Origin of the sequence: Streptococcus sp. HMSC064H09 (genome assembly GCF_001812625.1) — a bacterium.
Taxonomy (GTDB): domain Bacteria; phylum Bacillota; class Bacilli; order Lactobacillales; family Streptococcaceae; genus Streptococcus.
The window spans coordinates 45,205-60,539 of sequence record NZ_KV809582.1 but is presented as its reverse complement, the minus strand read 5'-3'; the positions used below and the strand labels follow the sequence as shown (position 1 = coordinate 60,539).

Sequence of the window (15,335 nt, the reverse complement as noted above, 5' to 3'; positions counted from 1 at the left end):
ATCTATAGTGATTTTACCATAAAAGAGCGCTTTCGCCTTGAAAAAACTTTGATAGTTAATTATATCTCATTTTTTGATAGGAACTAGGGGATTTTACACGACTTACATTTGCTATTCCATAGCTTATATTTCTCATTTACACCAGAATAAGGTAAAATTGAAATGGTAATCTACTTGTTTTTTAGCTATGTTAGAAAAGTAAAATTGTTGTTATATATTGAAATCATTGCGAGCGTTAAGTGAGACTTTCCGCTGTGAGATAAGTGTCTGTAAATAAAGTGTTTTGTTTACAGACACTCGGAATTTTTGAGACCATAGGCTCAAAAATTAGTCTTGGAACTTCGAAGAAGTTCGCAGACGTCCGTAATCATTTAAGGAAAGTCTCAAAAAATACTTTGTTTTCAATTGAATAAAGAGGAAAATCATGACAAAAGCAGACACTATATTTAAAGAAAATATCACTAAAATCATGGAAGAGGGTGTTTGGTCGGAGCAAGCACGTCCTAAATACAAGGATGGCACTACAGCCAATTCCAAATACATCACAGGGTCTTTTGCAGAATATGATTTGAGCAAGGGAGAGTTTCCTATTACCACTCTTCGTCCTATTGCTATCAAATCTGCTATCAAAGAAGTGCTTTGGATTTACCAAGACCAGTCAAATAGCCTAGATGTCCTTGAAGACAAGTATAATGTGCATTATTGGAATGACTGGGAAGTTGAAGGCGTACCTGCCAATAATGGGGACAAGCGTTCGATTGGTCAGCGTTATGGGGCGGTCGTTAAGAAGCACGATATTATTAACCGTTTGTTGGCTCAGTTGGAGGCTAATCCGTGGAATCGCCGTAATGTCATCTCCCTTTGGGATTACGAGGCCTTCGAGGAGACAGCAGGACTTCAGCCTTGTGCCTTCCAAACCATGTTTGACGTTCGTCGTGTGGGTGAGGACATTTATTTGGACGCCACTTTGACGCAACGTTCTAACGATATGCTGGTGGCTCATCATATTAATGCCATGCAGTATGTGGCTCTTCAGATGATGATTGCCAAGCACTTTGGTTGGAAAGTTGGTAAATTCTTTTATTTCATCAACAATCTCCATATCTATGACAATCAATTTGAGCAAGCTGAAGAACTTCTCAAACGTCAGCCATCTGATTGCCAACCACGTTTGGTCCTCAATGTTCCTGATGGGACTAATTTCTTCGATATCAAACCAGAAGATTTCGAATTGGTTGACTATGATCCTGTTAAACCTCAACTCAAATTTGACTTAGCAATTTAATAAATGCTTATGAATTAAGCCCATAAAGAGCTGGCAAAGTTTTTCCAAGCTCTTTTTCTCTTTTTTTGTTAGAATGGATTGTAAACTTAAAAAGAAAAGGAAATACTGTGTCTAAACAACTCATTGCTATTTGGGCGGAAGCTCATAACCATGTTATTGGGAAGAATCACACCATGCCTTGGCATTTGCCTGCTGAACTGGCACATTTCAAGAAAACGACCATGGGCTCAGCAATTCTCATGGGGCGTGTGACCTTTGATGGCATGAACCGTCGTTGCCTGCCAGGACGTGAAACCTTGATTTTGACACGAGACAAGGACTTCGACTGTGAGGGTGTAACGACCGTTACGAGTGTTGAGGAAGCCCTAGCTTGGTTTGAACAGCAAGATAAGGATCTCTATATTGCTGGTGGTGCTGGTGTCTACAAGGCTTTTGATGGGCATTATGATGCACTCATCAAGACAACTATTGAGGCTGATTTAGAGGGAGACACGTATTTTCCACAACTAGATATGACGGCATTTAAAGAGGTATCGCACGAACGTGTGGCCAAGGATGATAAAAATGCCTACGACTTTAGCATAAGTCGCTATGAAAAAGAAGGAGACTAGGTTCATGCAACGTAGTGTTTTTGGGTTATTTACTGCATTATTGGGAGTACTTTGTGTGCTCTCTGCCATTCCTGCCTTTCGCAAGAAACGTTATGGGTTAGCAGTTTTTCTCTTTTTAAATGCTTTTACCAACCTTGTCAATACTATTCACGCCTTCTATGGCACCCTATTTTAGAAAAGAGTGAGGAATAAATGGCTGGAAATCGTAATGAAGAAATGGTTTATTGTTCATTTTGTGGCAAAAACCAAGAAGAAGTAAAGAAAATTATCGCTGGGAATGGCGTCTTTATCTGTAACGAATGTGTGGCCTTGTCACAAGAAATCATTCGTGAGGAAATGGCAGAAGAAGTTTTGGCTGACTTGGCTGAAACACCAAAGCCAAAAGAACTTTTGGATATTTTGAACAACTATGTCGTGGGGCAAGACCGTGCTAAACGTGCCTTGGCGGTAGCTGTTTACAACCACTATAAACGTATCAACTTCACAGAAAGTCGTGAAGACAATGATGTGGATTTGCAAAAATCAAATATTCTCATGATTGGACCAACTGGTTCAGGGAAGACTTTCTTGGCTCAGACCTTGGCTCGTAGCTTGAATGTTCCTTTCGCGATTGCGGATGCGACATCATTGACAGAGGCAGGTTATGTGGGTGAGGACGTGGAAAATATCCTGCTCAAACTGATCCAAGCGGCAGACTTCAATATTGAACGTGCGGAACGTGGGATTATCTATGTCGACGAGATTGATAAGATTGCTAAAAAAGGTGAAAACGTATCAATCACTCGTGACGTTTCTGGTGAAGGGGTTCAACAAGCCCTCTTGAAGATTATTGAAGGAACAGTAGCTAGTGTTCCCCCTCAAGGTGGTCGTAAACACCCTAACCAAGAGATGATTCAAATTGATACGAAGAATATTCTCTTTATCGTGGGTGGTGCTTTTGATGGTATCGAAGATATCGTTAAGCAACGTCTTGGTGAGAAAATCATTGGTTTTGGTCAAAATAATAAGGCTATTGATGATGACTCATCATACATGCAAGAAATTGTGGCTGAAGATATCCAAAAATTCGGTCTTATCCCTGAGTTTATCGGACGTTTGCCAGTCCTTGCTGCCCTTGAACAGTTAACGGTTGACGACTTGGTTCGTATCTTGACAGAGCCTAGAAATGCCTTGGTTAAACAGTACCAAACCCTCTTGTCTTATGATGGAGTTGAACTTGAGTTTGATCAGGATGCTCTTGAAGCTATTGCAAGTAAGGCGATTGAACGTAAGACTGGTGCGCGTGGGCTTCGCTCTATCATTGAAGAAGTTATGATGGATGTCATGTTTGAAATTCCTAGCCAGGAAGATGTGACTAAGGTTCGCATTACCAAAGAAGCCGTTGACGGTACAGCTGCTCCAGTTTTGGAAACAGCGTAAGGAGGACCTATGGCTGAAGAACAAGTCCTAAATACGCACAATGCTGAGATTTTGCTCAGTGCAGCAAATAAGAGTCACTATCCCCAAGATGACCTTCCTGAGGTTGCCCTAGCAGGACGCTCGAATGTTGGTAAATCAAGCTTTATCAATACCCTTCTTGGTCGTAAAAACCTCGCACGTACATCTGGGAAACCAGGAAAAACTCAGTTGCTCAATTTCTACAATATTGACGACAAGCTACGCTTTGTGGATGTGCCAGGTTACGGTTATGCCCGTGTGTCCAAAAAAGAACGTGCCAAATGGGGGAAAATGATTGAGGAGTATCTCGTGACTCGAGACAATCTTCGTGTGGTTGTTAGCTTGGTTGACCTCCGACATGAACCAACTCAAGACGATATCCAAATGTATGAATTTCTTAAGTATTATGAAATTCCAGTTATCGTTGTGGGGACTAAGGCTGACAAGATTCCTCGCGGAAAATGGAACAAGCACGAATCTATTATTAAGAAAAAACTCAATTTTGATAAAAATGACCATTTCATCGTCTTTTCATCTGTCACACGTGACGGTTATGATGAAGCATGGGATACGATTTTAGCAGAATTATAAAAAGAGCTCGGAGAGATCCGAGTTTTTTTGCGATAGTTTTTGTCTATCTCTTTGATAGTTTCCACCTATTATCCAAAGGGTTTTTATTATGATAAGCTTATTTTATTACATCTATTGGAGGAATCTATGGAAAACCATAATTATGAAAATGAAGGTCAGTTTCAACGGAAGATGACCTCACGCCACCTCTTTATGCTCTCGCTAGGTGGTGTTATTGGTACCGGTCTATTCTTGAGTTCAGGCTATACGATTGCTCAAGCAGGCCCTCTTGGTGCGATACTATCTTATCTTGTGGGGGCTATCGTTGTTTACTTAGTCATGCTTTCATTAGGTGAGCTAGCTGTTGCTATGCCAGTAACGGGATCCTTTCACACCTATGCCACTAAATTTATCAGTCCGGGAACCGGCTTTACGGTAGCTTGGCTTTATTGGATTTGTTGGACGGTAGCCTTGGGAACAGAATTTCTGGGTGCGGCCATGTTGATGCAACGTTGGTTTCCATCAGTTCCGGCTTGGATGTTTGCGGCATTCTTTGCCTTGGTGATTTTTGGAATTAATGCTCTGAGCGTAAGGTCTTTTGCGGAAGCGGAATCTTTCTTCTCTTCTATAAAGGTTATTGCTATCTTGGTTTTTATCATCCTAGGTCTGGGGGCTATGTTTGGTTTGGTCAGCTTTGATGGTCATCGTGAAGCTATTATGTTCAAGCATTTGACGGCTAATGGTCTCTTTCCAAATGGTGGTCTTGCCATTGTGTCAGTCATGTTGGCGGTTAACTACGCCTTTTCGGGAACAGAGTTAATCGGTATCGCAGCTGGTGAGACAGATAATCCTAAAGAGGCTGTTCCACGTGCTATTAAAACGACCATTGGACGCTTGGTTATCTTCTTTGTCTTGACCATTGTGGTATTGGCTTCGCTTCTTCCCATGAAAGAAGCAGGGGTATCTTCAGCACCTTTCGTTGATGTTTTTGACAAGATGGGGATTCCATTTGCGGCAGACATCATGAACTTTGTAATCTTGACAGCTATTCTTTCTGCTGGGAATTCGGGACTCTACGCTTCAAGCCGTATGCTTTGGTCTTTGGCCAATGAGGGAATGCTCAATAAAAAGCTAGTGAAAATTAATAAACATGGAGTTCCAATGACAGCCCTTTTGATTTCCATGGCAGGAGCAGTTTTATCGCTTTTTTCAAGTATCTATGCTGCAGATACGGTTTATCTAGCTTTGGTATCAATCGCTGGTTTTGCAGTTGTTGTTGTCTGGCTCTCCATTCCTTTGGCACAAATCAACTTCCGTAAACAGTGGAATTTAGAACATTCTGATGATGAGTTGAATTACAAGACACCGTTTAACCCAATCCTACCTTATATCACTATCGTTCTCTTGGCCATTTCTGTGCTTGGGATTGCTTGGGATAGTTCACAACGTGCGGGACTTTACTTCGGTATTCCTTTCATGATTTTCTGCTACCTCTATCACTACCTTCGCTTTAAAAAATGGTAAGGAGGCCTTGTATGGCAACATTTAAAGATTATTTGGAAAATAAATCTCCCCTCATTCTTCATGGAGCTCTAGGAACAGAGATGGAAGCCTTGGGGTATGATATTTCAGGTAAGCTCTGGTCAGCTAAGTACCTTATTGAAAAGCCAGAAGTTATTCAAGAAATCCACGAAACCTATGTAGCCGCTGGGGCTGACTTGATTACCACATCGTCTTATCAGGCGACCTTGCCAGGCTTGATGGAGGCTGGACTTACTGAGAAAGAAGCGGAGCAGATTATTGTCTTGACAGTTCAGTTGGCAAAGAATGCACGTGATAAGGTATGGGCAGCATTAGATGAGACTGAGAAAGCAAAACGACCATATCCTTTGATTTCTGGAGATGTCGGTCCTTACGCAGCTTATTTGGCTAATGGTTCTGAGTATAGTGGTGATTATGGTCAAATTACTATCGAGGAGCTTAAGGATTTTCATCGGCCTAGGATTCAAATTCTCCTAGATCAAGGTGTGGACTTGTTAGCTTTGGAAACTATTCCAAATCGTTTAGAAGCACAAGCCTTGATTGAACTCCTGGCTGAAGAATTTCCAGAATCAGAAGCTTATCTCAGTTTTACAGTCCAAGAATCAGGCACTATCAGTGATGGGACTTCTTTAGATGAGATTGCCAAGCTTGTTTCCCAGTCAGACCAAATCTTGGCCCTAGGAATCAACTGTAGTTCGCCTCTGCTCTATAATCAGGCTCTTGCTATTCTTAAAAATACTGGAAAAGCCCTCATTACTTACCCCAACTCAGGTGAGGTTTATGATGGTAGTACGCAGACTTGGAAACCTAAGGATAAGGATGCTCTGACCTTAGTGGAACACAGCAAGGATTGGCATGATCAGTTTGGGGTTAAGATTTTAGGTGGTTGCTGCCGCACACGTCCAAATGACATTAAAGCCTTATATGCAGAGTTTAGAACCTAGTCAAATTTCTAATTATTTGTTATAATAGGAGACTGTAAGGCTATGAGCTCTACACACTATTAGTAGAAAATGAAGCCAGCGTTAAGCTGGTTTTTAAAATGAAGAGGAAAATATGACCTACGAACAAGAATTTCTAAAAGACTTCGAAGCCTGGGTTGTTACCCAAGTTAAAGTAAACGAAACGGCCTTGGCCGCTAGCAAGAAAATCTGGGAAGAAGATGGCGATGAGCGTGCACGTGATGCAAGTTACCGTTATGAAGCCAAATTGGATGCTTACAATTTCCTAATTGGCAAGTTTGCCAACTATCGTGCTGGCAAAGGTTTCCATGATATGCCAGATGGCTTGTTCGGGGAACGTCACTATTAATAGAGGATGAAAAAGAAAATGGCGACAGTACTTTATGGAAAGATGTCGTCGATTAAAATAGGAGAATACTAAACATGGCTAAAGTAAAAAATAAAAAGAAAGCTTTTAAACACCGTTTGAAAAAACAAGGACTTTTCAATAATGTTAAAGCCCCTGTCCCACCAGTTGCGCCTGTTCCACCAGTCCCACCAGTAGCACCACAACCTGTTGCTGAAACTAAGACAGTTGCTAAGGAAGAAGTAGCAGCTAAAGACCTTAGTCTTGAAGCTTTTGCAGAACTTCCAGAAGTTGAAGGCCTTCGTTCAAACCTTGTAGAGACTCTTTACAATGAAGGTTTGACTTCAGCAGAGGCTTTTGCTACTGTGACTGAAGAAGAAGTTCTTGCCCTCAAGGGTGTCGGACCTGCGACAGTTAAAAAATTGAAAGAAAATGGTGTCAGCTTTAAAGCTTAAGCCTAAAAAAGATCCGAGGTGTAGACTTCGGATCTTTATTCTTTGTCTTAGGAAGCATTGTTTGATTAGGAGGACAAGAAAACCACTAGCTTTTTACTAGTGGTTGATAGATCTGGATTATTTCTTTGGATTTTGTTTGGTTAAATTAAGTCCAAAAGGTACCAAGTTTTCTTGATGCCTACGGATTCGCCCCATATTTTCAGTGTGGCGGAAGATAATAATCAAAGCCATGATGGTAAGGACCCCAGTGAAAATAAGGTCATAGCCATCTAGCAAGAAATGGATGGCTGGAAAGACAGCCAAGGTAATCAGTCCAACAATTGCAGCAGTGACACTTGAAAATGAAATCATGCTGGTTAGATAGAGTGTTAGGGCAAAGACCAAGAGTAGGAATACACAGTAGAGTGGTGCAAAACCAAGAAGCACCCCAGCACTTGTCGCAACGGCCTTCCCACCCTTAAAACCAGCAAAGATTGGAAAAACATGTCCGATAATGGCAAAGAAACCAATGACTAGAGGTGAAACCTCTGTAACACCAAGCCAGATAGGAAGAAGAACAGCCAAGGTACCCTTGAACATATCCACCAAGAAGGTGATGGTACCAGCAGTCTTACCTAGAACACGAAAGGTATTGGTTGTTCCAGTATTTCCAGAGCCATGCTCACGAAGATTGGTATGGAAGAAAAGTTTCCCAATCCAGAGGCCGGTCTGAATGGAACCTAGCAAGTAGGCGATTAGGATTAACAATAAGATTTTCATGAGATAATTATAGCATACAGCCTAGTAATTGACAAAGTCAGTCAGCCTTAAGATATCTTTTGAACTTTCTTGATTTCTTTTGCAAATTCTTCTGAAAACTTATAAAATAATAAGGATGAAAATTTTGGAGGTCACTCTTGGCTAAAAAAGAAATTAATGTAAATAATTATAATGATGATGCCATTCAGGTACTAGAAGGGTTGGATGCGGTTCGCAAGCGCCCTGGAATGTACATTGGCTCAACAGATGGAACAGGACTTCACCACCTAGTTTGGGAGATTGTCGACAATGCGGTCGATGAAGCTCTTTCTGGTTTTGGTGATGTTATCGCTGTCACCCTAAATAAGGATGGTTCTGTTTCTGTTTCTGACTCTGGACGTGGGATGCCGACAGGTATGCATGCCATGGGTAAACCAACAGTTGAAGTTATTTTCACCGTTCTCCACGCGGGTGGTAAATTTGGACAGGGTGGTTATAAGACTTCTGGAGGTCTTCACGGTGTGGGTTCCTCAGTTGTTAATGCGCTGTCTAGTTGGCTTGAGGTAGAAATTACCCGTGACGGTAGTGTTTATCGCCAACGTTTTGAAAATGGTGGTCACCCTGTAACAGGGCTTGAAAAGATTGGTAAAGCTCCTAAGTCTAAGACAGGTACAAAAGTTACCTTCATGCCTGATGCAAGCATCTTTTCAACGACTGACTTTAAATTTAACACCATCTCAGAGCGTCTCAAAGAATCAGCCTTCCTTCTTAAAAATGTCACTATGACATTGACAGACTTGCGTGGCGAAGAAGAAGTTCGTGAAGAATTCCACTATGAAAATGGGGTTCAAGACTTTGTGTCATACCTGAATGAGGACAAGGAAACGTTGACACCAGTTATCTATATTGATGGAGATCAGCAAGAATTTCACTTGGAATTAGCCCTTCAGTATAATGACGGTTACTCTGACAATATCCTTTCCTTTGTCAATAATGTCCGTACCAAGGATGGAGGAACTCACGAAACAGGATTTAAGTCTGCCATTACCAAGGCTCTTAACGATTATGCGCGTAAGACGGGTCTTCTCAAAGAAAAGGATAAGAACCTTGAAGGGTCAGATTACCGTGAAGGTTTATCAGCAGTTATCTCGCTTTTGGTTCCTGAAGAACACCTTCAGTTTGAAGGACAAACCAAGGACAAACTTGGATCTCCTTTAGCTCGTCCTATTGTTGATAGTATTGTTTCAGAGCATCTGACTTACTTCCTTATGGAAAATGGGGACTTAGCTTCTAACTTGGTGCGTAAGGCTATCAAGGCCCGTGATGCCCGTGAAGCTGCTAGAAAAGCGCGTGATGCGAGTCGAAATGGCAAGAAAAATAAAAAAGACAAGGGGCTCTTGTCAGGGAAATTAACGCCAGCTCAGTCTAAAAATGCTAAGAAAAATGAACTCTATCTGGTCGAGGGTGACTCTGCCGGTGGATCAGCCAAACAAGGCCGTGATCGTAAATTCCAGGCTATCCTGCCTCTTCGAGGTAAGGTCCTAAACACTGAGAAAGCTAAAATGGCAGATATTCTCAAAAATGAAGAGATTAATACCATGATTTACACTATTGGTGCAGGTGTTGGAGCTGATTTTAACCTTGACGATATCAACTACGATAAGATTATCATCATGACCGATGCCGATACCGATGGGGCTCACATTCAGACCTTGCTACTTACTTTCTTCTATCGTTATATGCGTCCACTGGTTGAAGCAGGACACGTTTATATTGCTTTGCCTCCTCTTTACAAGATGTCTAAAGGGAAAGGAAAGAAGGAAGTTGTCGAATATGCTTGGACGGATGGGGAACTTGAGGAACTTCGTCAAAAATTTGGTCGTGGAGCGATTCTCCAACGTTACAAGGGGCTTGGTGAGATGAATGCTGACCAGCTTTGGGAAACAACCATGGATCCTGAGACAAGAACACTTATCCGAGTGACGATTGACGACCTAGCGCGTGCCGAACGTCGTGTCTCAGTCCTTATGGGAGATAAACCAGCACCACGCCGTCAATGGATTGAAGATAATGTTAAGTTTACTTTGGAAGAAAATACGGTATTTTAAATACTTTCTACTATAAAATAAATAAGCTATAATGTAGAAATGTTAAGGAATCAACATGAGAACTGATACAGAAATGATGAATCTGATTTTGCAAATAGCTGATACTCTGGAAGTAGAAGCGATTGCTTTATCCGGATCCCGAACGAATCCTCAGGCAACCAAAGACGAGTTTCAAGATTACGATGTAGTCTATATAGTTGATGATCTGGAAGAACTGATTTCAGATTTATCCTGGTTGGATCAGTTCGGAAATCGACTCATCGAACAGCACAACCGACTGGGACACCGTCGTCTGTATCTCATGCTCTTTGAAGATGGGAATCGTATTGATTTAACCCTCTGCCTCAAGGAGTATATCCAAGAGTGGGTGGACAGCGAAGCAAATTTTGAAGTTATAAAAGATGACAAAGGTTTGTTTGACTCTTACATTCCTAGTCCGAAGCGCTATTGGACCGCTCCGCCTACTGAAGAGGAATTTGCAGCATCCTGCAATGAATTTTGGTGGGTATCGGCTTATGTTGTCAAGGCCATTCGAAGAAATCAGCTTATCTATGCGACCGACCACCTCTATGGCATTTGCCAGCAAGAACTTCTCAAGGTCTTAGCTTGGCAGGTGACAAGCGATAGAGGAGCAGTTGATATCGGAAAGAACTACAAGTACCTCTTCCAGTATCTACCAGCTGAGCAAGAGAAGGAGTTCTCAGCTTTGCTTGATCTATCTAGTTTAGAGAAGATCAGTCAATCCTTATTTTCCTCCATGAAGGGATTCGATCGAGAAGCTCAAATTCTGGCCCAAAAGATGGGATTTACTTACGATAAGGAAGTAGCTGAGAAAATGATTTCTTATGCTAAAGAGAAACTTTCTAATCATTAATTTAATCTATTTTAAACTACAGATAGGATCCTTTGGTTACTTGGTGTAACTGAATTCCTCTATATATAAAAGACTACTCAACATTCTTTGAAAGGAGTTGAACACGCCCTGAGTGCTGTGTGAAAAAGATAAATTTCTTATTTTCACTTTGTATTTTACGGGCTTTGTATCTTATGTCTAATATTCAAAACATGTCCCTTGAGGACATCATGGGGGAGCGTTTTGGACGCTACTCCAAATACATTATTCAGGAGCGTGCGCTTCCTGACATTCGTGACGGTTTGAAACCCGTTCAACGTCGTATTCTTTATTCCATGAATAAGGATGGCAATACCCATGACAAGGGCTATCGTAAATCTGCCAAGTCGGTGGGTAACATTATGGGTAATTTTCACCCACATGGCGATAGTTCCATTTATGACGCCATGGTGCGTATGTCCCAGGACTGGAAGAATCGTGAAATCTTAGTTGAAATGCACGGTAACAACGGTTCTATGGATGGTGATCCACCAGCGGCTATGCGTTATACAGAGGCGCGCTTGTCAGAGATTGCTGGCTACCTTCTTCAAGATATTGATAAAAACACCGTTCCTTGGGCTTGGAACTTTGATGATACAGAGAAGGAACCAACCGTATTACCTGCCGCCTTTCCAAACCTCTTGGTTAATGGGGCTACAGGGATTTCTGCTGGTTATGCCACAGATATTCCACCGCATAATCTGTCAGAGGTCATCGATGCCGTTGTCTACATGATTGATCACCCATCTGCTAAACTGGATAAATTGATGGAATTCTTGCCTGGTCCAGATTTCCCAACAGGGGCTATCATTCAGGGCAAGGATGAGATTCGTAAGGCCTACGAAACTGGTAAGGGCCGCGTCGTTGTGCGCTCACGTACTGAAATTGAACAACTCAAAGGTGGCAAGGAACAAATCATCGTTACTGAAATTCCTTACGATGTCAATAAGGCAGTTCTTGTTAAAAAAATCGATGATGTTCGAGTCAATAACAAGGTTCCAGGCATTGCAGAAGTTCGTGATGAGTCTGACCGTACTGGGTTGCGTATTGCTATTGAACTTAAGAAGGATGCTGACAGCCAAACTATTCTTAACTATCTTTTGAAATATACGGATCTTCAGGTCAACTACAATTTCAACATGGTGGCTATTGATAATTTCACCCCACGTCAAGTAGGCTTGCAAAAGATTTTATCTAGCTATATTGCCCACCGTCGTGATATTATTGTTGCTCGTTCAAAATTTGACAAGGAAAAAGCTGAAAAACGTCTTCATATTGTCGAAGGTTTGATCCGTGTTATTTCTATTTTGGATGAGGTTATCGCTCTTATCCGAGCTTCTGAAAATAAGGCTGATGCTAAGGAAAATCTTAAGGTCAGCTATGATTTTTCAGAAGAACAAGCCGAAGCTATTGTGACCTTGCAACTTTATCGTTTGACCAATACGGATATCGTCACCCTCCAAAATGAGGAAGCTGATTTACGTGAGCAGATTGCGACCTTGGCTGCTATCATTGGTGATGAGCGTACCATGTTTAATGTCATGAAACGTGAACTCCGTGACATTAAGAAGAAATTCGGTAATGACCGTCGTTCAGAGTTGCAAGCAGAAACCAAGACCATTGAAATTGATACTGCAAGTTTGATTGTTGAAGAAGAAACCTATGTCAGCATCACTCGTGGTGGTTATGTCAAACGTACAAGCCCACGTTCTTTCAATGCTTCAACGATTGACGAAGTCGGAAAACGTGATGATGATGATTTGATTTTGGTTCAGCAAGCTAAGACGACACAACACCTCTTGATTTTCACTAATCAGGCCAATGTGATTTATCGTCCAATCCATGAGTTACCAGACATTCGTTGGAAGGATTTGGGAGAGCATTTATCACAAACTATCACCAATTTATCTAAGGATGAAGAAGTGCTTTACGCAGAAATCCTGGATGATTTTGAAACAGGTACTTACCTAGCAGCTACCAAGCTGGGTCAGATTAAACGTTTCGAACGCAAGGAATTTACGCCATGGCGTACCTACAAGTCTAAGTCGGTTAAATACGCTAAACTCAAGGATGATAGTGATTTTATTGTTACGGTTACGCCAATTCAATTGGATGATATCATGATTATCACTCAAAAGGGTTATGCCCTTCGCTTTAACGCGGACGAAGTGCCAGTAGTTGGGGCCAAGGCAGCAGGTGTTAAGGCAATCAATCTTAAGGATGATGATATCGTTCAGGCTGTTTTTGTGGCAAATACTCAAAGTTTCTATCTTCTAACACAAAGAGCCAGTCTCAAACGTGTGGCTACAGCTGATATCCCACAGGCTAAGCGAGCTGGTCGAGGTCTCCAAGTTCTTCGTGAGCTTAAGACGAAACCACATCGCGTCTTTACGGCTGGTCCAGTCTTTACAGAAAATTCTGGTGGTGAGATAGATCTTCTAGCAACACCAGCAGAGGAGACTCCTCAGACCTTGCTTGTGACAGCCACGACAGGTGAAACTGCAGAGGTTGATTTGTCACTTCTAAATCTTTCAGATCGTACTAGCAATGGAAGTTTTATTGAAGGGTTGGCAGACAAAGAAGTCTTTTCTGCTAAGATTATTGAAAAATAATGATAAGAAAGCTTTGTTCTCTTACTAGGGAGCAGAGTTTTTTCTTTAAGAGACTAAAGAACTATGTTAAAAAGAATTGTCAGAATTTTGCAACACAACCTTGAAATTTTCAATGAAAAGGACTATACTAGAAAGCACATAGTAACAGAAAAGAGGACATACACATGACAGTTGATTTAGACTGGGAAAATCTAGGATTTAATTACCGTAAACTTCCATTCCGTTATATCTCATATTTCAAAGACGGTAAATGGGACGAGGGGCAATTGACTGAGGATGCAACTTTGCATATTTCAGAAGCATCTCCAGCCCTTCACTATGGTCAAGAAGCTTTCGAAGGACTCAAGGCTTACCGTACTAAAGATGGCTCTATTCAATTGTTCCGTCCAGATGAAAATGCCAAACGTTTGCAACGTACTGCTGATCGTCTTTTGATGCCACAAGTTTCTGTTGACAAATTTGTAGATGCATGTAAACAAGTTGTGCGTGCCAATGAAGAATACGTTCCACCATATGGTACAGGTGCTACACTTTATCTCCGTCCACTTTTGATTGGGGTTGGTGATATTATTGGTGTGCATCCAGCAGATGAGTATATCTTTACTATTTTTGCTATGCCAGTAGGTAACTACTTCAAGGGTGGTTTGGCTCCAACAAACTTCCTTATTCAAGATGATTATGACCGTGCTGCGCCACATGGTACAGGTGCTGCTAAGGTTGGTGGTAACTACGCAGCAAGTATGTTGCCAGGTAAGATTGCACATGACCGTAACTTCTCTGATGTTATCTACCTTGATCCAGCAACTCACACTAAGATTGAAGAAGTGGGTTCTGCAAACTTCTTTGGTATCACAGCTGATAACGAATTTATTACACCACTCAGCCCATCTATCTTGCCATCTATCACCAAGTTCTCATTGCTTCACTTGGCTGAAAATCGCTTCGGTATGAAAGCTATCCAAGGTGATGTTAAGATTTCTGAATTGGATAAATTTGTTGAAGCAGGTGCCTGCGGTACAGCTGCCGTTATCTCACCAATTGGTGGGGTACAACATGGTGATGACTTCCATGTCTTTTACTCAGAAACAGAAGTAGGTCCTGTAACACGTAAACTTTATGATGAGTTGACAGGTATCCAATTTGGTGATGTTGAAGCACCAGAAGGATGGATTGTCAAAGTTGACTAATTCTTAATAGTAATTGATTATTTTAAGGCTTGCTCTTGCAAGCTTTTTTCTTTTTCGGTAGAATTAAGGAGATACATTAAGAAAGGATGGCTCGAGCCAAGTATCGGGTATAAATCTATGAGTAAAAAAGATAAAAAAATTGAAATCCAAATTAATGATGCCAAAGTAGTCGTCAACAAGGCAACCATCGAAGGTTTTGAACTTCTTGTTGGCAAGAAAGTGATTGGACAAATTGTGGAAATTGATAGTAAGTTTGCCGTTGTTGATAAGGAAAATGTTGCAGGTTTCCACAAAAAAATGGATGATGCAGTAGCTGCCATTATTGAATCGTACAATCTTAATCATTAAAATCCAAAGTAAAGGCTTGCTTTGGTCAAGAAACTGTGATATACTATTTCTTGTTCTTAAGGAGAGATAGCGAAGAGGCTAAACGCGGCGGACTGTAAATCCGCTCCTTCGGGTTCGGGGGTTCGAATCCCTCTCTCTCCATGTCTAAGAAACTGAATCGGGATAGTCGATGTCAAGTACTTAGATGTTTTTTTATAGCATTTTGCTATTGGGGTATAGCCAAGCGGTAAGGCAAGGGACTT

14 protein-coding genes, 1 tRNA gene and 1 pseudogene are annotated in these 15,335 nt (G+C 41.4%); 15 read left to right on the top strand and 1 reads right to left on the bottom strand.

Annotated features, from left to right (window positions below; translation table 11 throughout):
- Nucleotides 1-424 precede the first annotated feature (424 nt).
- The 9 genes from HMPREF2867_RS05790 (at nucleotide 425) to HMPREF2867_RS05755 (ending at nucleotide 7,208) form a co-directional block, all read left to right on the top strand.
- Nucleotides 425-1,285: a thymidylate synthase gene (locus HMPREF2867_RS05790; protein ID WP_049546158.1), complete on the top strand. Its 861-nt coding sequence runs from the start codon at nucleotides 425-427 to the stop codon at nucleotides 1,283-1,285.
- Between the two features lie 107 nt (nucleotides 1,286-1,392).
- The gene (locus HMPREF2867_RS05785; protein WP_038675550.1) at nucleotides 1,393-1,896 is read left to right on the top strand and encodes a dihydrofolate reductase; all 504 of its coding nucleotides are present in this window, start codon (nucleotides 1,393-1,395) and stop codon (nucleotides 1,894-1,896) included.
- Nucleotides 1,897-1,900: 4 nt separating this feature from the next.
- Nucleotides 1,901-2,071 carry a hypothetical protein gene (locus HMPREF2867_RS11190; protein ID WP_002886174.1) on the top strand — a complete coding sequence of 57 codons (171 nt, stop codon included), beginning with the start codon at nucleotides 1,901-1,903 and terminating at the stop codon, nucleotides 2,069-2,071.
- A gap of 17 nt (nucleotides 2,072-2,088) precedes the next feature.
- Entirely contained in the window at nucleotides 2,089-3,315 is a 1,227-nt protein-coding gene (gene clpX / locus HMPREF2867_RS05780; protein ID WP_002890340.1) for an ATP-dependent Clp protease ATP-binding subunit ClpX, read from the top strand.
- Between the two features lie 9 nt (nucleotides 3,316-3,324).
- The gene (gene yihA, locus HMPREF2867_RS05775) at nucleotides 3,325-3,924 is read left to right on the top strand and encodes a ribosome biogenesis GTP-binding protein YihA/YsxC (protein WP_038675553.1); all 600 of its coding nucleotides are present in this window, start codon (nucleotides 3,325-3,327) and stop codon (nucleotides 3,922-3,924) included.
- A gap of 126 nt (nucleotides 3,925-4,050) precedes the next feature.
- The gene (locus HMPREF2867_RS05770) at nucleotides 4,051-5,427 is read left to right on the top strand and encodes an amino acid permease (RefSeq protein WP_070576392.1); all 1,377 of its coding nucleotides are present in this window, start codon (nucleotides 4,051-4,053) and stop codon (nucleotides 5,425-5,427) included.
- A gap of 11 nt (nucleotides 5,428-5,438) precedes the next feature.
- Nucleotides 5,439-6,389: a homocysteine S-methyltransferase gene (gene mmuM, locus HMPREF2867_RS05765; RefSeq protein ID WP_070576389.1), complete on the top strand. Its 951-nt coding sequence runs from the start codon at nucleotides 5,439-5,441 to the stop codon at nucleotides 6,387-6,389.
- Between the two features lie 112 nt (nucleotides 6,390-6,501).
- Nucleotides 6,502-6,756: a DUF1912 family protein gene (locus tag HMPREF2867_RS05760; protein WP_002886199.1), complete on the top strand. Its 255-nt coding sequence runs from the start codon at nucleotides 6,502-6,504 to the stop codon at nucleotides 6,754-6,756.
- Between the two features lie 74 nt (nucleotides 6,757-6,830).
- On the top strand, nucleotides 6,831-7,208 hold the full coding sequence (locus tag HMPREF2867_RS05755) for a helix-hairpin-helix domain-containing protein (protein WP_002885939.1): 378 nt from the start codon (nucleotides 6,831-6,833) through the stop codon (nucleotides 7,206-7,208).
- 117 nt (nucleotides 7,209-7,325) lie between these two features.
- On the opposite strand, the gene plsY is transcribed toward HMPREF2867_RS05755, so the two are convergent.
- On the bottom strand, nucleotides 7,326-7,967 hold the full coding sequence (plsY, locus tag HMPREF2867_RS05750; RefSeq protein ID WP_070576386.1) for a glycerol-3-phosphate 1-O-acyltransferase PlsY: 642 nt from the start codon (nucleotides 7,965-7,967) through the stop codon (nucleotides 7,326-7,328).
- A gap of 137 nt (nucleotides 7,968-8,104) precedes the next feature.
- Here plsY and parE point away from each other — a divergent pair, with 137 nt between their 5' ends.
- The 6 genes and pseudogenes from parE to HMPREF2867_RS05720 all read left to right on the top strand — a co-directional run bounded on the left by parE (nucleotide 8,105) and on the right by HMPREF2867_RS05720 (nucleotide 15,234).
- The gene (parE, locus tag HMPREF2867_RS05745; protein ID WP_070576385.1) at nucleotides 8,105-10,054 is read left to right on the top strand and encodes a DNA topoisomerase IV subunit B; all 1,950 of its coding nucleotides are present in this window, start codon (nucleotides 8,105-8,107) and stop codon (nucleotides 10,052-10,054) included.
- A 55-nt stretch (nucleotides 10,055-10,109) separates the two neighbouring features.
- On the top strand, nucleotides 10,110-10,928 hold the full coding sequence (locus HMPREF2867_RS05740; protein ID WP_002886205.1) for an aminoglycoside 6-adenylyltransferase: 819 nt from the start codon (nucleotides 10,110-10,112) through the stop codon (nucleotides 10,926-10,928).
- Nucleotides 10,929-11,101: 173 nt separating this feature from the next.
- The gene (gene parC, locus HMPREF2867_RS05735; RefSeq protein ID WP_070576628.1) at nucleotides 11,102-13,558 is read left to right on the top strand and encodes a DNA topoisomerase IV subunit A; all 2,457 of its coding nucleotides are present in this window, start codon (nucleotides 11,102-11,104) and stop codon (nucleotides 13,556-13,558) included.
- Between the two features lie 155 nt (nucleotides 13,559-13,713).
- A pseudogene (locus HMPREF2867_RS05730) lies at nucleotides 13,714-14,745 on the top strand (branched-chain amino acid aminotransferase); the annotation flags it as partial.
- A 117-nt stretch (nucleotides 14,746-14,862) separates the two neighbouring features.
- Nucleotides 14,863-15,093: a DUF2969 domain-containing protein gene (locus HMPREF2867_RS05725; RefSeq protein ID WP_060775851.1), complete on the top strand. Its 231-nt coding sequence runs from the start codon at nucleotides 14,863-14,865 to the stop codon at nucleotides 15,091-15,093.
- 60 nt (nucleotides 15,094-15,153) lie between these two features.
- Nucleotides 15,154-15,234 (top strand) — tRNA-Tyr (locus HMPREF2867_RS05720).
- Nucleotides 15,235-15,335: the final 101 nt, after the last annotated feature.